Origin of the sequence: Brevibacterium permense (genome assembly GCF_025506275.1) — a bacterium.
GTDB classification, from domain to species: Bacteria; Actinomycetota; Actinomycetes; order Actinomycetales; family Brevibacteriaceae; genus Brevibacterium; species Brevibacterium permense_A.
On the sequence record NZ_QYCP01000088.1, the window covers coordinates 43509 to 67773 of the forward strand.

The 24265-nt window shown below is 66.4% G+C and carries 22 protein-coding genes; 13 read left to right on the forward strand and 9 right to left on the reverse strand.

Annotation, left to right across the window (positions count from 1 at the left end; translation table 11 throughout):
• Positions 1-21: 21 nt before the first annotated feature.
• Entirely contained in the window at positions 22-1926 is a 1905-nt protein-coding gene (locus tag D3I60_RS10325) for an MOSC domain-containing protein (RefSeq protein WP_262776135.1), read from the reverse strand.
• Positions 1927-2039: 113 nt separating this feature from the next.
• Between D3I60_RS10325 and D3I60_RS10330 the strand changes: the two genes are divergently transcribed.
• The 3 genes from D3I60_RS10330 to D3I60_RS10340 all read left to right on the forward strand — a co-directional run bounded on the left by D3I60_RS10330 (position 2040) and on the right by D3I60_RS10340 (position 4968).
• Entirely contained in the window at positions 2040-2333 is a 294-nt protein-coding gene (locus D3I60_RS10330; RefSeq protein WP_062862662.1) for a metal-sensitive transcriptional regulator, read from the forward strand.
• Positions 2334-2419: 86 nt separating this feature from the next.
• Entirely contained in the window at positions 2420-2632 is a 213-nt protein-coding gene (locus tag D3I60_RS10335) for a heavy-metal-associated domain-containing protein (RefSeq protein WP_262776137.1), read from the forward strand.
• On the forward strand, positions 2632-4968 hold the full coding sequence (locus tag D3I60_RS10340; protein ID WP_262776139.1) for a heavy metal translocating P-type ATPase: 2337 nt from the start codon (positions 2632-2634) through the stop codon (positions 4966-4968). Before D3I60_RS10335 ends, D3I60_RS10340 begins: the two co-directional genes overlap by 1 nt.
• 246 nt (positions 4969-5214) lie before the next feature.
• Here D3I60_RS10340 and D3I60_RS10345 read toward each other — a convergent pair whose 3' ends face one another.
• Complete coding sequence (locus D3I60_RS10345; RefSeq protein WP_262776141.1) at positions 5215-5496, reverse strand: hypothetical protein; 282 nt, start codon at positions 5494-5496, stop codon at positions 5215-5217.
• Between the two features lie 227 nt (positions 5497-5723).
• On the opposite strand from D3I60_RS10345, the gene D3I60_RS10350 reads away from it, so the two are divergent.
• The 4 genes from D3I60_RS10350 (at position 5724) to D3I60_RS10365 (ending at position 9983) form a co-directional block, all read left to right on the forward strand.
• A complete protein-coding gene (locus D3I60_RS10350; protein ID WP_262776142.1) occupies positions 5724-6443 on the forward strand; it encodes a hypothetical protein in 720 nt (239 codons plus the stop codon).
• Positions 6443-7408, forward strand: coding sequence for a response regulator transcription factor (locus D3I60_RS10355; RefSeq protein ID WP_262776143.1), 966 nt, complete (start codon positions 6443-6445; stop codon positions 7406-7408). Before D3I60_RS10350 ends, D3I60_RS10355 begins: the two co-directional genes overlap by 1 nt.
• A gap of 4 nt (positions 7409-7412) precedes the next feature.
• Positions 7413-8675, forward strand: coding sequence for a sensor histidine kinase (locus tag D3I60_RS10360; RefSeq protein ID WP_262776145.1), 1263 nt, complete (start codon positions 7413-7415; stop codon positions 8673-8675).
• Positions 8676-9098: 423 nt separating this feature from the next.
• Complete coding sequence (locus D3I60_RS10365; RefSeq protein ID WP_262776146.1) at positions 9099-9983, forward strand: M15 family metallopeptidase; 885 nt, start codon at positions 9099-9101, stop codon at positions 9981-9983.
• Positions 9984-9987: 4 nt separating this feature from the next.
• Here D3I60_RS10365 and D3I60_RS10370 read toward each other — a convergent pair whose 3' ends face one another.
• Positions 9988-10605, reverse strand: a complete 618-nt coding sequence (locus tag D3I60_RS10370; protein ID WP_346659566.1) for a DUF1990 family protein — start codon at positions 10603-10605, stop codon at positions 9988-9990.
• 168 nt (positions 10606-10773) lie between these two features.
• On the opposite strand from D3I60_RS10370, the gene D3I60_RS10375 reads away from it, so the two are divergent.
• Positions 10774-11226 carry a MaoC family dehydratase gene (locus D3I60_RS10375; RefSeq protein WP_262776148.1) on the forward strand — a complete coding sequence of 151 codons (453 nt, stop codon included), beginning with the start codon at positions 10774-10776 and terminating at the stop codon, positions 11224-11226.
• Positions 11227-11405: 179 nt separating this feature from the next.
• Here the strand turns inward: D3I60_RS10375 and D3I60_RS10380 are convergent, their stop codons facing one another.
• The 3 genes from D3I60_RS10380 to D3I60_RS10390 all read right to left on the reverse strand — a co-directional run bounded on the left by D3I60_RS10380 (position 11406) and on the right by D3I60_RS10390 (position 16202).
• Positions 11406-12416: an endonuclease domain-containing protein gene (locus tag D3I60_RS10380; protein ID WP_262776149.1), complete on the reverse strand. Its 1011-nt coding sequence runs from the start codon at positions 12414-12416 to the stop codon at positions 11406-11408.
• A gap of 271 nt (positions 12417-12687) precedes the next feature.
• Positions 12688-15333, reverse strand: coding sequence for a trehalose-phosphatase (otsB, locus tag D3I60_RS10385; protein WP_262776150.1), 2646 nt, complete (start codon positions 15331-15333; stop codon positions 12688-12690).
• Positions 15334-15368: 35 nt separating this feature from the next.
• On the reverse strand, positions 15369-16202 hold the full coding sequence (locus tag D3I60_RS10390; protein ID WP_262776247.1) for an HdeD family acid-resistance protein: 834 nt from the start codon (positions 16200-16202) through the stop codon (positions 15369-15371).
• A 124-nt stretch (positions 16203-16326) separates the two neighbouring features.
• On the opposite strand from D3I60_RS10390, the gene D3I60_RS10395 reads away from it, so the two are divergent.
• The 3 genes from D3I60_RS10395 to D3I60_RS10405 all read left to right on the forward strand — a co-directional run bounded on the left by D3I60_RS10395 (position 16327) and on the right by D3I60_RS10405 (position 18530).
• Positions 16327-16947 (forward strand): ArsR/SmtB family transcription factor, encoded by a 621-nt coding sequence (locus D3I60_RS10395; RefSeq protein WP_262776151.1) that lies wholly within the window; start codon positions 16327-16329, stop codon positions 16945-16947.
• A gap of 87 nt (positions 16948-17034) precedes the next feature.
• A complete protein-coding gene (locus D3I60_RS10400; protein WP_262776152.1) occupies positions 17035-18159 on the forward strand; it encodes a serine hydrolase domain-containing protein in 1125 nt (374 codons plus the stop codon).
• On the forward strand, positions 18156-18530 hold the full coding sequence (locus D3I60_RS10405; RefSeq protein WP_262776153.1) for a hypothetical protein: 375 nt from the start codon (positions 18156-18158) through the stop codon (positions 18528-18530). Before D3I60_RS10400 ends, D3I60_RS10405 begins: the two co-directional genes overlap by 4 nt.
• Before the next feature lie 81 nt (positions 18531-18611).
• Here D3I60_RS10405 and D3I60_RS10410 read toward each other — a convergent pair whose 3' ends face one another.
• Positions 18612-19070, reverse strand: coding sequence for a Rieske (2Fe-2S) protein (locus D3I60_RS10410; protein WP_262776154.1), 459 nt, complete (start codon positions 19068-19070; stop codon positions 18612-18614).
• 212 nt (positions 19071-19282) lie between these two features.
• Between D3I60_RS10410 and D3I60_RS10415 the strand changes: the two genes are divergently transcribed.
• Together D3I60_RS10415 and recQ are read left to right on the forward strand one after the other, a co-directional pair.
• Complete coding sequence (locus D3I60_RS10415; RefSeq protein ID WP_262776155.1) at positions 19283-20494, forward strand: MFS transporter; 1212 nt, start codon at positions 19283-19285, stop codon at positions 20492-20494.
• 430 nt (positions 20495-20924) lie between these two features.
• A complete protein-coding gene (gene recQ / locus D3I60_RS10420; protein ID WP_262776156.1) occupies positions 20925-22760 on the forward strand; it encodes a DNA helicase RecQ in 1836 nt (611 codons plus the stop codon).
• A 132-nt stretch (positions 22761-22892) separates the two neighbouring features.
• Here recQ and D3I60_RS10425 read toward each other — a convergent pair whose 3' ends face one another.
• Both D3I60_RS10425 and D3I60_RS10430 read right to left on the reverse strand, forming a co-directional pair.
• On the reverse strand, positions 22893-23318 hold the full coding sequence (locus D3I60_RS10425; protein ID WP_262776158.1) for a VOC family protein: 426 nt from the start codon (positions 23316-23318) through the stop codon (positions 22893-22895).
• A gap of 193 nt (positions 23319-23511) precedes the next feature.
• Complete coding sequence (locus tag D3I60_RS10430) at positions 23512-24072, reverse strand: OsmC family protein (RefSeq protein WP_262776159.1); 561 nt, start codon at positions 24070-24072, stop codon at positions 23512-23514.
• Between the last annotated feature and the right edge of the window lie 193 nt (positions 24073-24265).

Genomic DNA, 24265 nt, shown 5'->3' on the forward strand with positions numbered 1-24265 from the left:
CGGCCGGTCAGCCTGCCGGGTTCAGAGCGCCAGACTGATGGGTCCGGCGGGGACCGCGGAGCACACGAGCACCTCGTCGCTCTCGACGCGGGCGGCAGGTTCGATCGGATAGAGCACGGACCCGGCGGCCAGGGACACCGAACAGGTTCCGCAGGATCCGCCTCGGCAGGAGCTGGGCGAGCGGAATCCGCGCGCTTCCAAGGATTCGAGCAGGGTGCCTTCCTGCGGCTGCCAGACGAAGCTCGTGCCCGATTCCTCCAGTGTCACCTCGGCGGGCGAGCATGCGGCGATGGCCTCGCTCATCCCCGTGTTCGGAGAGGCGAAGGTCTCCTGGTGGACGGCGGGAACGCCGGCCTCGTCCGCGGCGGCGAGCACGGCCGCCGTGAAGTCGCGGGGTCCGCAGACCATGACGTTGTCGCAACCGGCCACCCAATCCACGAGTTCCCGGTGGCCGGGTCGACCGGCCGTCGCGGTGTCGCGGTGGTGGGTCTCGACGGGCACGGCACCCGAGTGGGCACGATCCTGCAGCCGGTTCCACAGACAGGCGGTGCGGTGATCGCGGTCGACGTGGACGAGTCGGATCCGGTCGGTGGCGGGCAGGTCGGCCAGCCCATCGCTGCGCAGCAGTCCGAGGCTCGGGGTGATGCCGATTCCCGCGGTGATCAGGGCCGTTGTGCCGCCGAAGACGCGGGAGGCGGTCATGGTTCCGTGCGGGCCGGAGGTGAGGATCCGCTGTCCTTCGTCCAGCGAAGCCACGGCGCGGGAGCCCTTGCCTTGCGTGCGCACGGCGATGCGGACGATGTCGTCGTCGACGTCGGTGATCGTATAGGTTCGCCAGAACGGTGCGCCCAAGTCGAGATGGACGCGCAGGTTCGTGCCCGGTTCGTCGAATTCGCGGATCCAGCCGAGGTCGTCGCGCAGGGCCACCTCGACGATGTCGTTGCAGATCTGCCGGCGGCCGACGACGGTCATGAACCGCGGAGTTCGTGCGACCTTGACCAGTTCGCGTGGGGCCGGGCCTTCGACGGTGATCTCGTCGCCGGCCGCGACATCGCCGGTCTCGAGGATCTGCCCGTAGATTCCGCAGTGCAGATGCCCGCAGGCGGAGTTGAGCAGCCGCGGCACGTTGACGTCGACCTCGGTGGTCGTCGGGTTGACGGTCGTAGCCGGGCAGCGTTCGATCGTCGAACGGATCGCCAGGCGCACGCCGCCGAGGCGGATGATCGAACCGATGAGCGCGAACTCCTCGAACGGTGCGAGTCCATCGACGAGGATGTTGCCGCGGAACCGCAGCGGGTCGAGCTCGGCTGTGGGAGTGGCCGGGTCGTCCGTGTCCGCCGGGCCGACCGCCGTACGACCAGCAGCTTCCGCGCTCAGGCCGAGGGCCGCGCGGGCCTCGTCGGTATCGGCGATCGCGGCGACCGTGGCGGGGTTGATGAGCGAGATTCCGGAGCGCTGCGAGTCGAACATCCCCTGGTCGGCGACGGCCAGGCAGCGCGGGAATGCACCCTGAGGGGGTATCCGCTCGGAGAGGAACATCGCCGAGGCGGCCCTGCCCTCTTCGTCATCCGTGGAGAAAGTCGTCGACTCCCCCGTCGGGGCTGTGAGGGTCACGGTCGCGGAGATATCGTCGACCGCCTCGGCGGTGGCGCTCCGGCCATCCGGTTCAGGCGCGGTCACGGATTCGGTGCCGACCGCCTCGGGGAGGGTCGCTGCGACCCGCCATTTCTGCAGGTCGGTATCGTTCTTGAGCACGGTGAAGGCGGAGTACGAGTGCCAGGCGTCGGCGGGGACGTCGAGGCTGCCGTTCGTGAACGCCGCGATCCGGTCGCCGCGGATTCCGCGGTCCTTGACCACTCGGGCCTCGGTGAGCTCCTCGGCGGGGAATCCCTTGACCGGGAACCGGAACAGTCTGGCAGCACGCATGATTCGATTGTAGGAGCCGGAGAACACGTCAGGGTCAGGGTGAGAGCAAACGCACAGTCGCCTCGGCGAGGATCGGTCTTGATTTATACCCTATAGGGGTATACGGTGTGATTATGACTGAGCAACATGGATACACCCCGCAGAAGGACGCTCTCGCACGGAGGATGAAGCGGATCGAAGGTCAGGTCCGCGGAATCGGGAAGATGATCGATGAGGACAAGTACTGCATCGACATCCTCACCCAGGTCTCCGCCGCGACAGCCGCGCTGCACGCGGTCTCCATCAACCTCCTCGAAGAGCACATCGCTCACTGCGTGGTCGACGCCGCCTCGTCGGGCGACGACGAAGAAGCGCGGAAGAAGGTCGAAGAGGCATCAGCCGCCATCTCCCGACTCATCAAGAGCTGAGTGGAGGGCCGCGTCCGCCCGATCGGGGTGCGACGACGCCTGAGGCTCTGACATCGGGAAACACTCACAGCTGATAGGAGAGCACAATGACGACCACCACCATCACCGTTTCGGGAATGACCTGCGGACACTGCGAAGCCGCTGTCAAGGAAGAGCTCGGCGCACTTGCGGGCGTCTCGGACGTCGCAGTCGACCTCATTGCCGGGGGCGATTCCCCGGTCACGATCACCTCGTCGGCCGCACTCGACGACACGGCGATCCGTGCCGCCGTCGATGAGGCCGGTTATGAGGTGAAGTGATGCCTCGCGAGCTCGAGCTCGACATCACGGGCATGACCTGCGCGTCGTGCTCGGCGCGGATCGAGAAGAAGCTCACCCGCCTCGACGGGGTCACGGCGGAGGTCAACCTGCCGCTGGAGACCGCGCATGTGGTCATCGACTCCGAACTCAGTGACGACGACATCACCGCCGCCGTCGAGAAGGCCGGCTACGGCGCCACGGTGCGCAGCCCCGGCGCGGGCGGTGCCGGTCCGGAGATCGTCGACTACGATCCCCGCCACCTGCGACCGCGCTTCATCGGCTCGCTCATCCTGGCCGTGCCGATCGTCGCGATCTCGATGATCATGAGCTGGCACTTCACCGGGTGGCAGTGGATCGTCGCGCTCCTCGCCCTGCCGGTCGTCACCTGGGGTGCGTGGCCGTTCCACTCGGCGGCGTACAAGGCCGCCCGCGGTGGCTCGACGACCATGGACACCCTGGTCAGCGTCGGTATCACCGTTGCGAGCCTGTACTCGTACTTCACACTGGGTCGGGCCGTCGCCGACGGTCACGGCTGGGCGATTCCCGCCGAGTATCACGTGTGGTTCGAGGCGGCCGCGGCGATCACGGTGTTTCTGCTCATCGGCAAGCTCACCGAGGACCGGGCGAAGAGCCGAGCGACGGCTGCGCTCAAGGCGCTGCTCGATCTCGGCGCGAAGTCCGCGACCGTACTGCGCGAGGGAGCCGCCGCGGACAGTGGGGCCGCTTCGGGCGAGGCTGCCGCGAATGGCGGCCGTGTCGAAGTGCAGGTGCCGATCGACGAGCTGACCGTCAATGATGTCTTCCTCGTCCGTCCCGGCGAGAAGATCGCCACCGACGGCGAGGTGCTGACCGGTCATTCGGCCATCGACGAGGCGATGCTCACCGGCGAATCCGTGCCGGTCGAGGTCGGCCCCGGAGATTCCGTCACCGGAGCCACGATCAACACCTCCGGTGTGCTCGAGGTCCGCGCCACCCGAGTGGGTGCGGATACGACGCTGGCGGCGATGGCCGATCTCGTCTCTCGTGCGCAGAACGGGAAGCCTGCCGTGCAGCGACTGGCCGATCGGATCTCGGCGGTGTTCGTGCCGATCGTCTTCGGCGTCGCCATCCTCACCCTGCTCATCTGGGGCTTCGTCACCGGTGACTGGGCGGCGGGACTGCATGCCGCGCTCACCGTACTCATCATCGCCTGCCCCTGTGCCCTGGGTCTGGCCACGCCGACGGCTCTGGCGGTCTCGTCTGGACGCGGATCCCAGCTGGGCATCCTCGTCTCCGGGCCCGAAGCGTTGGAGTCGACGCGGTCGATCGATACGGTCGTCCTCGACAAGACCGGCACCCTGACCACCGGCGTGATGCGCCTGACCGGAACCGAACTCTCACCCGCGGACTTCGATGTCCTGTCCCGATTGGAATCGCGCAGCGAACACCCGATCGCCCGCGCCATCGTCGACGCCGCAGCCGAGATCGCCGGGACGGGCTCAGCGGGAGCTGCCTCGACCGGGACTGTCTCGACCGGATCTGTCTCGTCTGTGCCCGATTCGATGGGATCGACCGAGGAGTCGGCCAGGGCCGCCTCGGCGAGGTCGGTCGAAACCGCGGCCGGGCCATCGGTCACGGATTTCGAGAACATCGCCGGCGGCGGACTGCGGGCCACGGTCGACGGCGCCGAGGTGCTCGCCGGTCGCCCTGATCTGCTCCGGGAGCGCGGAATCGCGGTCGACTGCCCGACCGATTCGATTCCGCGTGGGGCCACGATCGTCGCACTGGCGATCGACGGTCAGTTCCGTGGGTTGAGCTTCGTCTCCGATGAGGCCAAACCGACGGCCGAGGCGGCGATCGACGAACTGCATTCGCTGGGACTGAGCACCGTGCTGCTGACCGGGGACAATGCTCAAGCCGCCGAGGTGGTCGCCGAGGCCCTCGGGATCACCGAGGTCCGCGCGGATGTCCGCCCGGAAGGCAAGGTCTCCGTGGTCAGCGAACTGCAGGGGCAGGGCCGGGCCGTGGCCATGGTGGGCGACGGGGTCAACGACGCCGCCGCACTGGCCGGTGCCGATCTCGGCATCGCTATGGGGTCGGGCACGGACGCGGCGATGGCGGCTTCGGATGTCACCATGGTCAGGTCCGATCCGCAGCAGATCCCGCAGGCGATCCGACTCTCGCGCCGAACCTTGGGACTCATCAAGGGCAACCTGTTCTGGGCCTTCGCCTACAACACGGCAGCGATCCCGATCGCGGCGTTCGGCCTGCTCGACCCGATGATCGCCGGTGCAGCGATGGCGTTCTCGTCGGTGTTCGTCATCCTCAACAGCCTGCGCCTGCTGCGCTTCAAGTAAGCGGGGAGGGGCGGACCGCGACCGAGCTGCGGGCAAACGTCGGCCGCACAGCGGTGACCGACAAGCAGCCTCTTCCCGGACTGCGAGCATCCCCCACTGAAAGCGCCATAACGCCCTGCAGGAGCAGGGCGTTATGGCGCTTTCGGTGTCTGATGCCTCAGCAGCTGTAGGAAATGACAGCCATGCGAGAGTGTGCCGCAGGAGACGAAGACGGCGTCCGGCGTCTCAGCGCAGGACCGGGGCGTCTTACCGCATGACCGGGTAGGACTGGTTCTGGTTCTGCGTATCCTTGCGCATCACCCAGTTGAGGTAGCTCGTGAAGCCCGACACCAGGACAAATGCTGCTCCGGCGTAGATGAATGCGTAGCCGAAGGCGCGGCCGTCCTGCCAAGCTCGGGTGACGATGATCGCGAGGACGAGAGTGACGATTCCGCAGACGGCGCCGACTTTGATCGCGTCCTTGTAGGACACCGTGCTGGTGGGCTTGCCGCCTGTGGACTTCTTCTTCGGGGTGTGCGTGGGCGCCATGCCCCTCATTCTACCGGTCCGACCTGAGAGCCGACTCGCCTCGGTGCCCGAGATCCCTCCGGCACCGAGGCGGGCCCCGCCAACCGTCCATCCCAGGCACCGAGGTGGCCACAAGACGCCTTGAACCCGGCGGAAGACACGAACGCGGGCGGATCCGACTACGGCACCGAGCTCCCTGCGCCGATGATCAGGTGGACTACAGGCTCGGAACAGGCAAAAATGAGGATGTGCCCGTCACTGTCAGACGCGCCTCCGGGGAGGCGCTGTGCTCGTTTCACTCCAGCCAGGCCCCGCCTGGCCGTGAGCCGTGCGCGGGCGCCGTGTCATGCGCAGACGCCGCTGCCCCGAAGGCCATCAGTCGCACCGTCCGCACGGTCACCGCTCTCCTCCTTGCAGCGGTCATGACTCTCACCTTCACAGCATGCGGCCCCGATCGCGGCCTCAAGGTCTCCCCCGAGGGCAACCCCTCCCCCTCTCTCTTCGCGCCCAACACCGAGGCCGCCGGCCAGGCGAACGAACCGTTCTCGCTCGACGAGGTCCGCAAGGCCATCGAATCGTCCTCGGGAATCGCCGTCACCGGCAGCGCCTCGGAGACCGCCGAGGTCGTCGCCGACTGCAAGGACTGCCTGAAGTTCGCGTCGCCGTTCCTCAGCGGCAAACAGAAGTTCCAGCTGGTCACGGTGGCCAACCCCAAACAGCGGAATGAGATCATCGCCGGCGCTGTCATCAGCGAACAGAAGGGCGAACCCCGCCTCGAGCTCATCGCCACAGGCAATCAGCTCAAGGTCAGTCCCGGCAGAAATGGGACACTGGTGGTGCAGGAGGCCATGTTCGCCGACGGGGACAAAGCATGCTGCCCCTCCGGCTGGTCGGTGCAGGTGTTCCGCCTGCACGACGGTAGGTTTGAACCAGGTCAACGCTTCACGCGGCTTAATGGAGAAACGTAATGCACATAGTTCTGGTCGAGGATGACGAGGTCATCCGCGAAACGACGCAGATCGGACTCGAACGCTTCGATTACACGGTCTCGGCATTTGCCGACGGCCGCGAGGGCTACGAGTTCGTCTCCGCCAACGGCGCCGACGTCCTGCTTCTGGATCTCATGCTGCCAACGATGAACGGCGCGTCCATCTGCCGTGCCGTGCGCGAGCGTTCGACGATCCCGATCATCATCATCTCCGCCCGCTCCGATGCCATCGACATCGTCCAGGCGCTCGAGGCAGGAGCCGACGACTACCTCACCAAACCCTTCGACATGCAGGTGCTCAACGCCCGCATCCGCGCGGTCGTCCGCCGATTCATCACCACCGGCACAGACCGGTTCGGCTATTCTCCCGCCCCCGAGGCGGATGAGCATCATGAAACCGTCATCGGTCCCGGCGGCTTGGTCACGGGCGACGGCATCCCCGAGGTCCTCGGCGCCAGCCCCGGAATGGACACCCGGGATCGGTTGCGAGCACAGCTCGAATCCGATGACACCTACCTCGGTGCCGGTGGGAAATTCACCACTGCCCCCGAAGCGGATGACGACGAAGAGCCGATCGGCGGCACCGGGGTCCCGCCCCGCCCGAGCGGATCGCCCACGGTGGCCCAGGAGTCGTCCGACTCCGACGCCGGGATGGGTCCGTTCCGCACACGACTGGGATCCCTCGTCCTCGACACCGGCCGGCTGACCGTCGAGGTCGACGGAGAGGAGGTCCACCTCACCCCGACCGAGCTGCGCGTCCTTCTGCTGCTGACCGAGCAGCCCGAACATGTGTACTCCCGGGAGAAGATCGCGTTCACGGTATGGGGATACGAATGGGCCGGCGATTCGCGCGTCGTCGACGTCCACATCCAGCGCCTGCGGAAGAAGATCGGGGCGAACATGATCGAAACCGTTCGCGGATTCGGTTACCGCTTCGCAGGCTGATCGCATGTCGCTGCGCTGGAAGATCTCTCTGCTCATCGTCGCCTCGGTGATCATCGCCGTGCTGTCGTGCTCGATCGTGCTGCGCCAATCCGCGGCACGGGCCGAGGACGACAGGATGCGCTCGACCGTGACGGAGCAGCTGACGAATGCAACGGCCATCTTCTCCGAAACCGGAGTGCTCACACTCAACGCCCGCATCGATGATCCCGAGCTGCCCAGGGAAGCGCGCAAGTCCGCCCTCAATGGTCAGAGAGTGACGATCCGGTCCGAGGTCGACGGCGAGGAGATCGTGTGGGCCGCCGCCCCGATCGAGGTCGGCTCGCACACCCAGGTGATTTCAGTGCGCGCCTCGACGAAGGACAGCCAGGAGCTCATCGGCCGCATCGACCAAGCACTGCTGGTGGGCATGATCGGCTCCGCCCTCGTCGTCGGCGGTGTGGGATCGATCGTCGCCGGCCGCATCTCCCGCAGGCTCACCCTCGGTGCTCAGGCCGCCAGGAAGATCGCCGCCGGTGACACGACCACGCGCATCGCCGACGTCATCGACGAATCCGATCAGGAAGTGTGGGCCTTCGCGACGGCCGTCGACACCGCGGTGGCCCGCCTGACCGAACGCATCGACTCCGAGCAGCGCTTCACCGCAGATCTCGCCCACGAGATGCGCACCCCGCTGACCGGTCTGGTCAACGCCGCCAACCTGCTCGAAGAGGATTCCCGCCCCGCTGAACTCGTCAAGGACCGGGTCGTGCGCATGCAGGTCCTCGTCGAAGATCTCCTCGAGATCTCCCGCCTCGACGCCGGCCGCGCCAACCCGGAGTTCACCCGCGTCGACGTCGATCAGGCGATCCGTTCCCTGCTGGGCACGATGGAAGCCTCGGGCGCCCTGGCCGGTCATCAGATCGACACCCATCTGGCGGCGCTGAATTCGACGCTGGTCACCGATGTCCGCCGTTTCGAGCGCATCGTCTCGAACCTGCTCGTCAACGCGATCAAGCACGGCGGAGATCCCATCCGCCTGGAGACGAGCACGCGCAGCATCGTCATCACCGATTCCGGTTCCGGCTATCCGCCGGACATCGTCAACACCGGCCCGACCCGCTTCGTCTCCGCCGGCGGCGGCGGAATGGGCCTCGGTCTCGTCATCGCGCAGGGGCAGGCTCGCCTGCTCGGAATCAAGCTGATCTTCAGTAACGACCCCGTAACGGGAGGCGCGCGAACCGAGGTGATCTTCCCCGACGAAGAAGCCCAGGAACGTGCGCTCCGATAGTGCATCGAGAGCCGATCCGAATGATTTCGCCGAGGCGGCCCTCAACGCCCTTCAGGGCGATGACCTGGCCTGATACCGGGCTTCCGGGGTTTCGCTGAACCCGGCCTGAACATCGGCTGACCGCCCGTGAGTGCGACTCGTCACCAAAATATGACAGGTTCTATATATTCCCGTTACACTTTTGTGATGTTGTATTGAAGTCGTCGAAACCTCGGCGGACTTCGACGAGTCACAGTCACACGGAGAGTTATGTCAGAGTCATCATCGGCCACAGAACCAACGGTGCGTCGACGGGATCTGCACAGGCGCCGCTCATCGTCCCCGTTCTCACGCGCACGCACCTCGTCGCACAGCACCGGGGCGCCGACCGCGCCTGCACCCACTGACTCTTCAGCAGAGTCTCTGTCGCCCAGGCGCGCAGCAATGGCCGCCGAGGCGCGGGCCGCTCAGACGTCTCCGCGTCGTGCCGCAATGGCGCGTGAAGCAGCCGCGGTCCCCACGACCTTCGGCTCACCGTCTGCCTCATCTGCCCGTCGGGTCAGCGCAGGAGCCGCCGAGAGCCGCGGGTCCGATGGTGCGCTGCTCAAGTCCGTGCGAAAGAAGAAAGTGCGGACCGTTTCGACCCTGGCTGCCGTCTCAGTGGCGGGTGCCGCCACCGCAGTGACCATGCTGGTCAACAACCTCAGCGGAGGTGCCGAGGTCAAGACCGACCCGACCGCCGCCGGTGAGCCCGCCGCCATCAACGCGGAGAAGGTCAACGCCGACGTCCCTGAAGTCAAGGGAAAGTCCTCGATGGAGATCGGCGTGCCGAGCGCCGAGCAGAAGAAGGTCGAAGCCGCGTCCCGCGCTGTTGAGAAGAGCGCCCTGCCCGGCTGCGATGCGAAGCAGAACTTCGATCAGTCCGCCGGCAACGGCGAGCTGCCCGATGAGTGGCTGTGCGACCTCGGCAAGGAAGACCATCGACTCCGCGCGGACGCCGCTGTCTCCTTCGCGAAGATGAACGCCGCGTACAAGAAGGACACCGGCAAGGAGCTCGAGATCACGGACTCCTACCGCGACATGGCCGGACAGCTCTCTGTCGCCGGCAGGAAGCCGGGACTGGCCGCCAAGCCGGGCACCTCACTGCACGGTTGGGGCATCGCCCTCGACCTCGGCGGCGGAGTCGCCAACAAGACCGGAGCCTGGAACTGGCTCGTCGAGCACGGAGACGAATACGGCTGGGAGAACCCGGACTGGGCCAAGGCGAGCATGTACGAGCCGTGGCACTGGGAATACACTCCCGCCCGCGACTCGATTCCCGGCAAGTGACCGATCAGCTGCGCAGTGCCCGTCCGTAGCGCCGGCGGCAGATGATCTGAGCGAGCCGGACGAACGGTTCGCCGAGTCTCCAGATGCCCAGCCCCGCCCGCGAGACCGATCGCAGGACGAGGAAGACCCGGTCATCGGCGGTGCGGATGAGGATGAATGACTCCTCTCCGGTGATCGGATGTCCCGGCTTCGTGCCATAGGTGAAGCCGCATCGGGCCTCCGTTTCGAAGACGTCGATGACTCGTGAGGGCTCAGGCAGGCGGAAGGGCCCGAGGCGCACGCGGATCGTCGGCTCCTGGCCCGGCTCCACTCGAGGCGGCAGGCCAGAGCCCACTCCGTCCGTGCGAGCGTCGACATCGGCCGTCGACTCCGCTCCAGCCGCTCGACTGACCGTGTCCGCACTTCCGACGAGGACGTCGTCGACGTCCACCTCGATGTCGAACCCGCTGCGGATCTTGACCTCCCAGTGCAGGAGCTCCTCGGCGCAGCGCTCGAACGTGTCTCTCCCGTGGCCGACGAAGTACGCGGATTCGAAGTGACGGTAGCCGTTGGGACGCTCCAGCCACCTCGGCGAGAGAGGATTCGTCAGTGTCTCCGGGCGCTCCTGTGATTGTTCGGCTATGCCTCCAACCTAACGGACTCGAACCGTCAACCTAACGGACTCGGACCGTGGGACTCACAGTCCGGACGGCTGTGTGGCGTCAACCGGACGGCCACGTATGATGCCAAGAACAGCGGACCTCAATCGAATGTCCGCTCAGCATCTGAGCCAGGATCAAAGGAGAACCACGTGCGCACAATCAACGGCATCGACGAGATCGAATCACTCATCGGCCAGGGGCTCGGCTCCTCCGAGTGGATGACGATGGATCAGGACGCCATCAACACCTTCGCCGACGTCACCGGCGACCACCAGTGGATCCACGTCGACGAAGCGCGCGCGGCCGAGGGGCCATACGGCGCGACGATCGTCCACGGATTCTTCACCCTATCCCTCATCCCGAAGTTCTCCACGGAGGTCTTCACGATCGAAGGCGTCTCGATCCGCGTCAACTACGGGCTCAACAAGGTCCGCTTCCTCCAGCCCGTCGTCGTCGGCTCCCGACTGCGCGCAACCATCAGCGTCAAGGACGTCATCCGCGGCGACAAGGGCACGCAGGTCATCCTCGAACACACGATCGAGATCGAGGGTCAGGATCGCCCCGCATGCGTCGCCGAGGTGGTCACCCTCCTCGTCGAGTGAGCTGATCGCGACAGGACTGCTGGCACTACTGAGTATCCGCCGTCTGACAGCAGGATAAGTGTGCGCAGATTGCCCATTTCCAGCTCGGAGTTGGCAATCTGCGCACACTTATCTCTCGCCGAGCGGCCCTGCGGCCGCGCCGCGCGCAGGCCAGTCGGCAGAAACGGCGCGGCGCATACTCAGATCAGGCCACCGGCACGCAGGTGGTGACCGATCAGACGGCAGGTCTCCGCCATATCCGAGTCTTTCGAGACTCGGATGACCGTCCACCCTTCAGCCTGAAGTGCCGAGATGCGCCGATTGTCCTCGGCGAATTGGGCTGGTGAGCTGCGATGGTGATCGCCTTCGTACTCGATGGCGAGCCTGATGGACGGATAGCCCATGTCCGGGTGGAGCAGCGCGCCGATGAGTGAGCACATGACAGCCGGATGGACCACAGGTTCAGGCAGTCCTTCGTCGATGAGCCGAAGCCGCAGCCTCGTCTCCGGCGGAGAGTCCACATTCTCCCGCACCAAGTCGAGCGCACGCTCTGCGGTGAGGCGTCCATTCACTCGGCGACGGGCGGCAAGCTCAGAGCGGATCTCGTCGATCGTCGTCAGCGGCCCTCCGTGCCATCGGCCGACGGCGGCGTCACCGAGCTCCACCAACTGTCTCACCGTCAGCACCCGCGCAAGTTCGATGAACAGATGTGCCGCCGTGATGAGCGGCAGGCCGAAGAAGATCTCCGACCGAAGCCATTCGTACCGATGGAAGGCAACATTCTTTCGGCGCTTTGGCCAGCCCTTGTCCTCGCGGGCCACATGCACCCGCGCGTCGGCGTTCCACGGCACCGGCAATCCATACAACCGCGCCGCAGTGACGTTGCAGGCGACTACATCAGGATCGATGCACACCAGGCCCGTCAGCTTCACTCGCTCGTCGATCCACTCAGAATCCGCCCAGGTCGGAGCGACGACCCGAGTGGTGGGAGCGGTCTCGACCCACACGCCGTATTCGAGCTGCTGATACCGCTTCTCATCGTCCAGCGCGCGACGGGTGATTCCCCGCGACATGGCCTGTGCCCTTGTGAACGGAATCGCGGCGGTCATGAGCTGGCGGGGTTTCTCAGTCCAGGAGCGAACCCGCAGCTTCCGCGGATTGGCGCGCTGAGCAGCGCCGAGAGACTGCTGCGCTGAAGCCTGATTGTTCATAGGCAGAGACTGCCCGGCCGCGGCGAAGAAGGCCAGTGGTGATCTCACGCTTGTGGACAGAGCCTAGTTATCCACAGACCAACTACGTATGAGTCGCCGCACCCTAGCTGCGCAGACCGCTCTCAGCGCTGATCGCACGCTGAGCCGGTCGCGCGCTGTAGGAAAGCGGAGAAAAGTGTGCGCAGATTGCACAGATCCGCGTTGAAAATGGCAATCTGCGCACACTTATCGCGTCGCGCGGACAGGGTCCGCCGCGGCAGGCAGCGTTGCCTCAGCTCGGGCGGTGGGCGTCGAGCTGCTGGGCGACGCGGATGTAGCCGAGGTGTGAGTACGCCTGCGGGTGGTTGCCCAGGTGCATCTCGGCAACGGGGTCGTATTCCTCCGACAGCAGCCCGGTGGGGCCGAGCAGGTTGTCGATCTGCCGGAACAGATCCCAGGCATCATCGATGCGGCCGACCTTGATGAAGGCTTCGATGAGCCACGTCGTGCAGATGTGGAATCCGCCCTCGAGCCCGGGCAGCCCGTCATCGTAGCGGTAGCGGAACACCGTGGGGCCGACCCGCAGTTCGCGTTCGATCGCGTCGACGGTGGACACGAACCGCGGATCGTCGGCGTCGAGCAGCCCCGAGAGTCCGACGAACAGAGCCGCCGAATCCAGATCCGTCTCACCGTAGGCGACGGTGAATGCTCCTATTTCCTCGTTGTAGCCATGCGTGAGCACGTCGTGGGCGATCTCCTCGCGCAGCTGCCGCCACGCACCGGGCGGCTCCCGATCGAACCGGTCTGCGATCCGCAGCGCCCGATCGACCGTCACCCAGCACATCACCCGCGTGTACACATTGTGCTTCGGCGGACGCCTGGCCTCCCAGATCCCGTGATCGGGTTCGAACCATCGCTTGCTCACGGCCTCGACCATCTGACAGGTGAGCGTCCAATAGTCCTCCGGCAGCTCGCCGAGGTGGTCGCTGAGTTCGTCGAGGAGCTCCGTGACCGGGCCGAACACGTCGAGTTGGACCTGATGTTCGGCGGCGTTGCCGACTCGCACCGGCCGTGATCCGGCGTATCCGGGCAGGTGGTTGAGCACCGCCTCGGTGGTCAGGGCCGAGCCGTCGACGGCGTAGAGCGGATGCAGCTGTTCGGGCGAGACCGTGCGCGCGAGGATGCCGGAGAGCCAGGCGAGGAACCCCTCGGCCTCACCGGTGGAACCGAGGGCGAGCAGGGCGCGGACGGTCATCGATCCGTCGCGCAGCCAGGTATAGCGGTAGTCCCAGTTGCGGACGCCGCCGATGCCCTCGGGCAGGGAGGTCGTGGGGGCGGCGAGGACTCCGCCGGTGGGTTCGTGGCACAGAGCGCGTAGGGTGATCGCGGAGCGGATGACCTCTTCGCGGTGGTGACCGGGCAGAGTCAGCGATTCGACCCAGTTCGTCCAGAAGTTCAGGGCACGTTCGCGCACATGATGCTCGCCGCCGGTGGCCATGTATCCGGCGTCGCCCGTGCCCGTCCCACAGGCGAGAACGAGGACGACGGATCCGCCGGGCTGCTGCGAGGGGACGACGGTCGCCTCGGCGGTGTGGGAGTCGCCGTTCTCGACGATGTCGAAGTCGACTCCGGGGGCGTGGAGTTCGATCGGCTCCGCGGTGCCGAGCACCGCCACACCGTCATCGGTCCTGGTCATGCGGGTGGGAACCGTGGCGTAGTCGAGCCTGGGTGCGAAGCGGATGCGGGTCGGGGTGTCGCCGGTGAGCACGCGGACGACGATCGTGTCGTCGCTGTGCCCGTCGACGGGAGCGAGGTAATCGACACAGCTCAGTCCGGCCCACCGGGTCTCGAACAGGGTCGAGTTCCCGAGGTAGCGCTGGGTCAGCGGTGCGGCCCCGTTGGCCGGGGCGACTGCGAAGAATCCGGCCGCCTCGGAGCCGAGGATCTCGGAGAACATCGACGCCGAGTGCGGCAGTGGGTGCGGCATCCAGCAGATGCTGCCGGTGGGATCGATGAGCGCGGTCGACTGTCCGTTGCCGATGAGGCTGTGCCGCTGGATCGGGGTGGCACGACGCCCGAAGAGCCAGGACTTGCGCAGTTCGAACAGGGCGCTGAGGACGGTGGAGACCTCGGCCGGCGAGTCCAGTCGGAAGTCGGCGTGAGTAGGCGCGGTCTGAGTTCCGACCTTGAGTCCGAGGTCGTCGGCGCCGAGGGTTTCGAGAGCGACTTCGTCGGCGGTGTCATCGCCGATGAAGACGACGGCTTCCGCCCCTGTCTGGCCGCGCAGTCGGGTCAGCGCGTCGGACTTCGAGGAGGGCACGACGGAAAGGTCGATGACCTGTTTGCCGCGAGTGGGGTGGATCGGGTGGGCACCGGCGAGCTTCTCGACGGCGGCTTCGATCTCCCGCCTGTCGGTCTCGTCGAGTCCGCGCAGGTGCACGGCCGCGCCGGTGGTCTTGTGCTCGATGACATCGCGCGGCAGGGCGCGGGTGAGGTCGGCGCGGAAGTCGGCGAGGACCGCCCGCTGCGTCTCGGTGAGGGTGTCGACGGTGAATGTGTCGGTCTCACCGCCGTGAGATCCGAAGAGGTGGACCTCGCGGGGCAGGCGCGACATCGCCGCGAGGTCACGCAGGCTGCGACCGGAGATCACCCCCGCCGAGGTGGACGGCAGCAAGGCGAGCGCGCGCAGTGAGTCGACCGAGCTCTCCAAGGGAAAGGCTTGGCTGGGCACGTCGACGATGGGGGCGATCGTCCCGTCGTAGTCGGTCGCCACCAGCAGCGATGGGGCACGGGAGAGCGCGAAGAGTCGCCGGAAGAGATCGGGGTCGAGGGCTCGGCTGGCTTCGGCCAGGTCGCCCAATAATTCGGAGGACCTCACCGAGGCGGCAATGGTGGCCAATCGGGATTCGGTTGCGCTCTCGTGCTCGACAGTGCTCATCTCACCTCGGGTGTCTCGGTCGGCTCGGGTACCGGTCAGGGCTCTTTCGTCACTGGGGTGCCGGTGTCCGGATCGTCCGGATCACCGGAATCGGCGGCGTCGGCTTCGCCGGCAGCATCGGCTGAGTCGGACGTGTCCGCGGCCTCGGACGGGTTCGCATCGCCGGCGGCGTCAGCGGAACCCGAGGGGGCAGCATCAGCGGACCCGACCGCCTCGGCGGGGGTGTCGATCTGTTCGGGCAGGGCACCGAGCTTCGCCAACTGGCGGCCCTTACTCAGGCGGGAGTAGCCGCCGATGATGAAGATCACGCCGGCGATGAGGGTCGCCGCTCCCGTGAAGCCGAGGATCGACAGCGCCTCCATGCCGTCGCCGAAGACGAGGATGATGCCGAGCAGGACGTGGACTCCGGAGGCGATGAGGAAGTCCGAGGCCATGGGCTGGGACCGCAGCTGCCGGTAGGCCCAGAATTCGAGGGCGCCGTGCAGCAGGGCCCAGATGCTCAGGGCCGCGCGCAGTTCGGCGGGCTGGTCGGCCAGGAAGAGGAAGACGATGGCCGGGATCGCGATGACGGCCTGTCCGAAGATCGCGGTGCGCACGTTCAACGGCGAGCGCACAGCCTGGAAGACCACGGCCACGGCGAAGAGGATGAGGTAGCTGATCGCGAGGTGGTCGACGACCTCGGTCGGCAGGCTCAGCTGCAGCGGATTGCTCGAATCGCGGGGCCAGAAGACGGTGACGATGCCGAAGGCGACGCCGAGGATTCCGCGTACGATCATCGGCCAGCCGAGTCGACTCGCTGCGGCAATGGCCTGCGGGGCGGCTTCGTTGCGCGGGGCTGTGGATTCGGTGCGCGGATCTTCGGTACTCATCACGGCACCAGTCTAGGTCGCCTGCCTGAGTCTGTCCGATCAGCGTCGGTTCAGGGTCGGGTGAGAGGCGCTTCTCTGCTTTTCATGTATTTACGTAATTACGTACTTCCTGTATTGTCGAAGCATGGAACCAACACCGTCGGCAGAAGATCGCCTCTCCGCTCTCGAACAGCGAGTCGCCGAGCTCGAGGCTGCTGCTAATGGGCCGAAGCGGACTGCAGCGACTCAGAAGGACGTGGGCGAAACGTCGTCGGCTGGAACGGAGTCGCCAGCATCGTCCGGCACTGCGGGCTCGCCTGCAGAGCCCAGCGAAACGGGATCCGCCCTGCCGGGCGACAACGAGACGTTCTGGGCGCTGCATGGGCTCGTCGACCACCTCGGCGAGGACGGAGGAGTGACCTACACCGGGTACACCACTCCCCCGGGCGGCACCGGACCCGTGGCGTGGCAGATGGGTCTGAGCAGCGCAGGGCTGGCGCAGATCGATTTCGCCGAGGCAGCCGGATCCCTGGCAGCCCTCGGTCACCCGGTCCGCCTGCAGCTGCTCCAGGAGATCTATGAGGGCACGTGCACCGTGGCCGAACTCGGCAAGGACGAACGTTTCGGCACGTCCGGGCAGATCTATCACCATGTGCATGCTCTCGCCGGGGCCGGCTGGTTGGAGAGCGCGCGCCGCGGACACTGGCGTGTGCCTGCTCAGCGGGTCGTTCCGCTGCTCACCCTCGTCCTCATCGGAACGCACTGACAGAACCTCTCGCCGGCGGGCAGCTCGCCCACCGCACGCCCCAGTCCCGACCACCACACTTTCCACCCCTGCTGACCAGGAGGAACGATGACCGCCTTCGACAATCACCGCATATCGGCGGCTGCGGGACGGCCGCCTCGGCGAGTGTTGATTGCCGTGATCGCGGCAACCATCACGGCTGCTGTGCTCGCGGCGATCACTCCGTGGCCGCGCGGCTTCCAGGGCACGCCGACAGGGGACGCCGAGCTCATGACCGAACTCGAAGGCGCACTCGGCAGCCAGCATTGGCAGCACGTGTCCGCGGCTCGCATCGACGGCGACGGAGTGACCTTCGCGGGAACCGGAGCCGATGAGCATACCGAATTCGAGGTCGGCTCGATCACGAAGACATTCACGGCAGCGCTCTTCGCCGAGGCGATCGACCGGGGCGAGGTGAAGGCGGACACCCGCCTCGGCGAGGTGTGGCCGAACCTGGAGGGGAAGGTCGCCGAGGTGACGCTCGAGTCGATTGCGATGCAGCGGTCGGGGCTGCCCTCCCAGGAACCCGCTCCGAGCTTCAGCGACGGAGTGATGAGCGTGCTGTCGAACTACCTGCACACCGACCCGTACCGCGGGGACCCCGGGGACATCGTGGCGAGCCTCAACGACGTGGACGTGGGCGAGCCGGAACCCGAGTATTCGAACTACGGGTTCGCCGTCCTCGGCCAAGCCCTCGCCGAGGTGGCCGGAAAGGACTATTCCGAGCTCGTTCGCGACCGCCTCACCGAACCCTTGGGAATGAAGGAGACGTTCGTTCCCGACTCCGCCGACGGCCTGTCCCACGGGTTCACGGCATCGGGGCTGCCGGCCGCTCCGTGGACTCTCGGCGGCTCGGCGCCTGCCGGCGCGATTCGATCGACGACCCATGACCTGTCGATCTGGCTGCGAGCCGTGAGCGACGGAACCGCGCCCGGCGCCGAGGCGGCCGAACCTCGGGCCGACTTCGAGGACGACCGCATCGGCTGGGCGTGGTTCACGACGACGCACGACGGATCGACCATCACGTGGCACAACGGGGGCACCGGCGGCTTTCGGTCGTACCTCGGATTCGACAGGGAGACCGGTGACGGCATCGTCGTCCTGAACGACTCAGCCAACGACGTCGATGCTGCCGCGACGCTCATCGGTACAGCATCCGCGGACGAAGGCTCAACGAAGGGAGAAAGCTCATGAGTCCCGAACTCGTCTCAACAGTCATCGGGGCCCTCATCGTGGCGTGGGGTGCATTCACCTCGTGGCGAGCTCCCCGTGCGGCTTCCCGAATCGGGCTGCTCTCGGGGATGGTCACGGCGGTCGTATTCGTGCTGCTCATCCGCCTCATCACACCGTTCGGAGGCTGGGAGAGCTGGTTCATCTATGTCTGGTTGGCCGGAATGTTCGTCATCGCCGTCTCCGTCTTCCGGGGTGCGCTCGTCTGGGCGGACCTGCCGTGGCGATCCGACGATGCGAAGGCACGCCGGAACGAAGCGAGTGGGCTCGGCTTCTCCGCCCTGCTCGCGCTCCTCATCGCCGGCGCCCTCGTCCTCCCCGGGCTCTTCCTCTGACGGAGTGTGCCCGACTCCGCGAACGGCCGACCACGGCGGGCTGCGTAGGACGGCGGCGGCTTGAGTCGGTCCCTACGTGCCCTACTGCCCCTTGACGGTCAGTGTGCCGCCGCTTTCGGAGACCTCGTACTTCGGCAGCGGTTCCTCGGCCGGACCGGAGATCACCTCTCCGGTCGTCACCGAGAAGTTCGAGGAATGGCACGGGCAGATGATGGCCTCCTCGGTGATGCGAGTGACCTGGCAGCCCTGGTGGGTGCACACCGATGAGAACGCGAAGAACTCGCCTTCCTTCGGCTGAGTGATCACGTAGGTGTCCTCGATGACGGTGCCGGAACCGACGGGAACGTCGGAGGCCGACAGGCTCGAGTCCTTCGTCGGCTCCGCATCCTCGTCGGACGAACACGCCGAAGTGGCCGCCACCGAGCCGCCGATGACCGCCACCGTTCCGGCCACGCCCGCTGTCTTCATCACACGACGTCGGGTCGGATCCGCTGGCGCGGCCGGGACGGTGTCGACGGGGCTGTTCGGAGTCGTCGTCATCGGAATCTGCTCCTTCTCGCGGGTGCGCACAATCCGCCATGCCGCCAACAGGCATGGACTCGTAAGTTCCAGCGTACAATCGCAATCGGTTCACCGCCTGCAGGCACCTGTCAGGATCGAATGGCACCGGACCGGTCCTCGGACGATCGGGGCGATGGGTGCGGTGGGCCACCTCGGCGAGGGACGATCTCAGACGGAAAAGGGGTGCGGCAGTGGCCGACGAAACGGCGGCAGCACACCGGCGACATCCGGAACCGCGCGTCGCGACGGGATGGGGATTGGCCGCCTCGGTGTACGTATTCACCGTCGTCATGATGGGCACCACCCTGCCGACGCCCCTCTATCCACTCTATGAGGAGCGGTTCGGGTTCGGCACCGCATTCACCACTCAGCTCTTCGCGATCTACGCGGTCGGGGTCATCGGCGCGCTCATCGTCTTCGGTCGGCTCTCCGACGGACTGGGGCGTCGGCCGGTGCTCAGCCTCGGGGTGATCTTCTCGATCAGCTCGGCGGTGCTCTTCCTCATCGGGTCCCACATCGGCCTGCTGCTGACCGGCCGGGTCCTGTCCGGGCTGGCCGCGGGGATCTTCACGTCCACCGCCACCGTCACCGTGCTCGAGAATGCGCCGGCCGGTCGCGAGCGGCTCGCCGGATCCTTGGCGACGGCGGCGAATATGGGCGGGCTGGGACTCGGGATCCTGTCCTCCGGGCTGCTCGCCCGCTTCGCTCCGGCTCCCCTGCTCACGCCGTTCCTCGTCAACGCGCTCATGCTCGTCATCGCAGGCTTGGCGCTCATCCTCGTGCGGGACCGAACGCGGGGCGGGGCGACGGCTGTGCGGTTGCAGCTGCCGGGGATTCCCGCCTCGGCGAAGCGCATGTTCCTGGCCGCCTCACCTGGGGCGATCACCGGCTTCGCGGTGTGCGGGCTGTATTCGGCGATCGCGCCGAGCTTCATCGGGCAGACCCTGCACCTGACGTCGACCGCGGTCACGGGAGCCGTCGTTTTCCTCCTCTTCGGTGCCTCGGCGACTGCGCAGGTGCTGCTGCGCGGGTTGAACGACCGTCGGCTCATCGTCGGCGGGACCGTGACCATGATCGTGAGCATGGGTGCGCTCGTCTTCGCACTCGTGGCGGGGTCGCTGCCGGTGCTCATCGTCTCCGCGGCGTTGGCCGGGGCCGGGCAGGGGCTCGTGTTCATGACCGGGATGCGCGCGATCACCGCGGTGACCGCGCCCGAGCACCGCACCGAGGCGACCACCTCATACTTCATCCTCGCCTACGTGTTCATGTCGGTGCCGGCGATCGGTGCCGGATTCCTCGCCGCCGAGGTGGGACTGGCGAATGCGACCGTCGTCTTCGCCGTCGCGGTGGCCGTGGTGTGCGTGTTGGGACTCGTGGCGGCACGGAGGTTCGCGGGCCGTTAAGTATGGGATTGCCAGGTCGCTGGGCCGTCGAGACCAGGTCGCTGTGGTGACGGGGCCAGGTCGCTGTGGTGTCGGGTGGTGGGTAACTGGACTGTCGAGGCCGTTGGGGCCGTTGGGGCCGGGTTCGCACGGAACCGCGCGGCGGACGTCGGCCAGAGGCCTGATTTCCGGAGATCTGCCTCCCGGCTCCCGATTAATGGTCACTTTCGGATACTTTCCGGAAAATGTAGGTCACCATCGGATATTTTCCGCGCTTCGAAGCATCCGATGGTGACCCATATTTCTCGGCAGGTCCCATCTCCACTCTCTCCCACACCTCGACTTGTCGCATCGGGACCTCGGTTTGTTTCCTCCGAGGTCTCAAACCACTCCTCCGTAGTCTCGTCTCCGATGGAGGTTCGGGTCAGTGACGTGAACTAGGGTGGGAGCCATGACCTCCGCAGCCACGACCTCCGCCCTCGATGTCCTTCACGATGTCTTCGGCTATGAGGAGTTCCGGGGTCAGCAGGCGGCCATCGTCGACCAGGTCGTCGGCGGTGAGGATGCGGTCGTGCTCATGCCCACCGGCGGCGGCAAATCCCTGTGTTATCAGATTCCTGCCCTGGTCAGAACCGGTACGGGTGTCGTCATCTCCCCGCTCATCGCGCTCATGGCCGATCAGGTCGCGGCACTGGAGAACCTCGGTGTGCGGGCCGCCTATCTCAACTCGTCCCTCGACTTCGAGACCGCCCAGCAGGTCGAACAGCAGCTGCTCGCCGGAGAGATCGACCTGCTCTACCTCGCGCCCGAGCGTCTCGTCCTGCCGCGGACGATGCGACTGCTCGAGCAGGCACAGATCTCCCTGTTCGCCATCGACGAAGCCCACTGCGTGTCCCAATGGGGACATGACTTCCGCAGCGACTACCTGGGACTCGGCGTCTTGGCCGAAAGATTCCCCGATATCCCGCGCATCGCCCTGACGGCCACGGCCACGCCGGCCACCCACGCTGAACTCACCGAACGACTCCACCTCCAGGATGCCGAGCACTTCGTCGCGAGCTTCGACCGACCCAACATCACCTACCGGATCGAGCCGAAGGCCTCGGCGAGATCGCAGCTGCTGAGCTTCATCACCACCGAACACCCCGGGGATTCGGGCATCGTCTACTGTCTGTCCCGGCGCGGGGTCGATCAGCTGGCCGAAGCACTCGTCGCCCGCGGCCTCACAGCCCTGCCGTACCACGCAGGGCTGCCCTCCGAGGTGCGCGCGGAGAACCAGGCGAGGTTCCTCCGGGAGGACGGCATCGTCATGGTTGCCACCATCGCCTTCGGTATGGGCATCGACAAACCCGATGTCCGCTTCGTCGCCCACCTCGATCTGCCCCGCTCGGTCGAGGGCTACTATCAGGAGACCGGTCGCGCCGGCCGTGACGGACTGCCCGCAGACGCGTGGATGGTCTACGGCCTCGGCGATGTCGTCTCCCAACGCCGGCTCATCGAATCCGGCGAAGGCGACCAGGTGTTCAAACGCCGCCAGATGAGCCACCTCGATTCGATGCTCGCGCTCTGCGAGACCGTCGACTGCCGACGTGTGCAGCTGCTGCGGTACTTCGATGAGGTATCCGCACCGTGCGGCAACTGCGATACCTGCATGACACCCCCGGTGACCTGGGACGCGACCGTGGCCGTGCAGAAGCTGCTGTCGGCCGTCATCCGACTCGACCGAGAACGCGGGCAGCGTTTCGGTTCGGGCCAAGTCATCGATGTGCTGCGCGGCAATGACAACGACCGGTCCCGGGCCTCGGACCATGAGAGCTTGAGCGTCTGGGGCGTCGGCGAGGACCTGTCCGAGAGCCAGTGGAAGACCGTCATCCGGCAGGTGCTCGCCCGCGGCCTCCTCGAATCCCATGGTGACTACGGTGTGCTTGTGGTCGGCGAGAACGCCGGCCCCGTACTGCGCGGAGAAGAGGAGATCTCACTGCGTGTCGACCCGGTGAAGAAAGCCGGAGCGAAGAGGGCCGGATCAAGTCGCCGAGGCGGCCCCGAAGTCGAGCTCGACCCGGCCGAAGCCTCCCTGTTCGAGGCTCTGCGCTCCTGGCGCGGAGAGCAGGCGAAGGAGCAGGGCGTGCCCGCCTACGTCGTGTTCCCCGATGCTACGCTCTACGGCATCGTCGAGGTCAAACCGACGACGATCAGCGAACTCGGTCAAGTCAGCGGCGTGGGTCTGAAGAAGCTCGACCGCTACGGCGATTCCGTGCTCGAAGTCCTCGCCGCGCACGCAGGCTGAACCGCCTCGGCCCCCTCAATCACCCCTATTACTACCTGACGGCGGCCCAGCAACCTGGCGCCAGGTTGCTGGGCCGCCGTCGGGTAGTTCGGCGTCCCGGCCGGCCCCAAATCGGTTTCGGGCTGATCAGGCTCAGTTCTGCTCGAAGGCCTCGGGACCTTGCTCGGCTGCCGCCGGGTCCATCCACATGAACTCGAGGATGTTGCCGTCGGGGTCGGTCATGCTGATGCCGTACATGAACCCGAGGTCCTGCGGTTCTTTGTTCTCCCCGCCGCCGGCGTCGAGGATCGAGGCGCGCATCGCATCGACCTCGTCGCGGGATTCGCGGCTCATCGCAGTCAGCGCCTGAGCCGCGGTGTGCGGGTCGACGATCGGTTTGTCCGTGAACGTGGCGAGATAGTCCCGGGTGAGGACCATGAAGAAGATATCATCGGTCCATTTGATGCACGACGCGTTGTCATCGGTGAACTCGGGCACCACCTCGGCGCCGATGGCTTGGTAGAACGACTTAGCGCGCTCGAGGTCGGTGGTCGGAAGGTTGACGAAGATCTGGGTCATAACTGCTCCCTTGCAGTGACGGCGACGGATCGGGAGACGCGACACCGGACGGTCCACGACAGCTGGATGGCTGGACGGTGGGAATTCGATTCTTACCGCGCCCAGGCCCCCTGTCAACACCCATTTGCTACCTGACGGGTGCTCAGCAACCTGGCGCGAGGTTGCTGGGCCGCCGTCGGGTAGTCCTGGGAGGTCAGTTGGTCTTCGTGACGGTGACGTCGATCGGGGTCGGGTTGGTGAAGATGTCGAAGACGGGGCAATGAGCGTCCACGGTCTCCTGCAGCTTCTGGTAGTCCTCGTTGCTGTCGGGTCCGGCGATGTTGACGCTCACGCGCACGGACGAGAATCCGGGGCGCACTGTCTCATCGGCGCCGAAGAGTCCCCGCACATCCAGGTCGCCTTCAGCGCTGACATCGAGTTCGTCGATGGTCAGTCCGAGGTTCTGGGCGTAGAGGCGGTAGACGACGACCTGGCAGGAGATCAATGCGCCGAGGGCGTATTCGACGGGGTTCGGGGCGGCGTCGTCGCCGGCCAGCGGGGTCGGTTCGTCGACAGTGAAGGTGTGGCGGCCGGCGGTGATGACCGAGGACACCGAACCGCGAGCGGTGCCCGAGGCCGAGAACGTCAGCTGCCCGTTCTTCGCCGAGGCGGCCAGTCGTTCGTTCCATGCGTTTCCGGCTGTGGTCAGCCGCGTGGCGCGTTCTTCGTCGCTGATGGCGATGGTGGTGTCGAACTCGGTGGTGGCTGCAGTCATGATGGTGGGCTCCTGATCGAGTGGGCGAGCGTGCGGTCGAGATCATGCGGGTCGGTGCTGATCTCAGACTAGAAACGATCGCCTGGCGGTGTCCTCCGCACCGTCGGCTGCCGTCGTCTGGCGTCATGAGCAGGACTTAGATCGTAATCAGCCGACGCACGGTAGCCTGGAAGGCAGACGAACCCACAGGTCC

Excerpts from the sequence above, each read along its gene's own strand:
- D3I60_RS10325 (WP_262776135.1), bottom strand. The coding sequence starts at position 1,926 with ATGCGTGCTGCCAGACTGTTCCGGTTCCCGGTCAAGGGATTCCCCGCC.
- D3I60_RS10330 (WP_062862662.1), top strand. The coding sequence starts at position 2,040 with ATGACTGAGCAACATGGATACACCCCGCAGAAGGACGCTCTCGCACGG.
- D3I60_RS10335 (WP_262776137.1), top strand. The coding sequence starts at position 2,420 with ATGACGACCACCACCATCACCGTTTCGGGAATGACCTGCGGACACTGC.
- D3I60_RS10340 (WP_262776139.1), top strand. The coding sequence starts at position 2,632 with ATGCCTCGCGAGCTCGAGCTCGACATCACGGGCATGACCTGCGCGTCG.
- D3I60_RS10345 (WP_262776141.1), bottom strand. The coding sequence starts at position 5,496 with ATGGCGCCCACGCACACCCCGAAGAAGAAGTCCACAGGCGGCAAGCCC.
- D3I60_RS10355 (WP_262776143.1), top strand. The coding sequence starts at position 6,443 with ATGCACATAGTTCTGGTCGAGGATGACGAGGTCATCCGCGAAACGACG.
- D3I60_RS10360 (WP_262776145.1), top strand. The coding sequence starts at position 7,413 with ATGTCGCTGCGCTGGAAGATCTCTCTGCTCATCGTCGCCTCGGTGATC.
- D3I60_RS10365 (WP_262776146.1), top strand. The coding sequence starts at position 9,099 with ATGGCCGCCGAGGCGCGGGCCGCTCAGACGTCTCCGCGTCGTGCCGCA.
- D3I60_RS10380 (WP_262776149.1), bottom strand. The coding sequence starts at position 12,416 with ATGAACAATCAGGCTTCAGCGCAGCAGTCTCTCGGCGCTGCTCAGCGC.
- otsB (WP_262776150.1), bottom strand. The coding sequence starts at position 15,333 with ATGAGCACTGTCGAGCACGAGAGCGCAACCGAATCCCGATTGGCCACC.
- D3I60_RS10390 (WP_262776247.1), bottom strand. The coding sequence starts at position 16,202 with ATGAGTACCGAAGATCCGCGCACCGAATCCACAGCCCCGCGCAACGAA.
- D3I60_RS10395 (WP_262776151.1), top strand. The coding sequence starts at position 16,327 with ATGGAACCAACACCGTCGGCAGAAGATCGCCTCTCCGCTCTCGAACAG.
- D3I60_RS10400 (WP_262776152.1), top strand. The coding sequence starts at position 17,035 with ATGACCGCCTTCGACAATCACCGCATATCGGCGGCTGCGGGACGGCCG.
- D3I60_RS10405 (WP_262776153.1), top strand. The coding sequence starts at position 18,156 with ATGAGTCCCGAACTCGTCTCAACAGTCATCGGGGCCCTCATCGTGGCG.
- D3I60_RS10410 (WP_262776154.1), bottom strand. The coding sequence starts at position 19,070 with ATGACGACGACTCCGAACAGCCCCGTCGACACCGTCCCGGCCGCGCCA.
- recQ (WP_262776156.1), top strand. The coding sequence starts at position 20,925 with ATGACCTCCGCAGCCACGACCTCCGCCCTCGATGTCCTTCACGATGTC.
- D3I60_RS10425 (WP_262776158.1), bottom strand. The coding sequence starts at position 23,318 with ATGACCCAGATCTTCGTCAACCTTCCGACCACCGACCTCGAGCGCGCT.
- D3I60_RS10430 (WP_262776159.1), bottom strand. The coding sequence starts at position 24,072 with ATGACTGCAGCCACCACCGAGTTCGACACCACCATCGCCATCAGCGAC.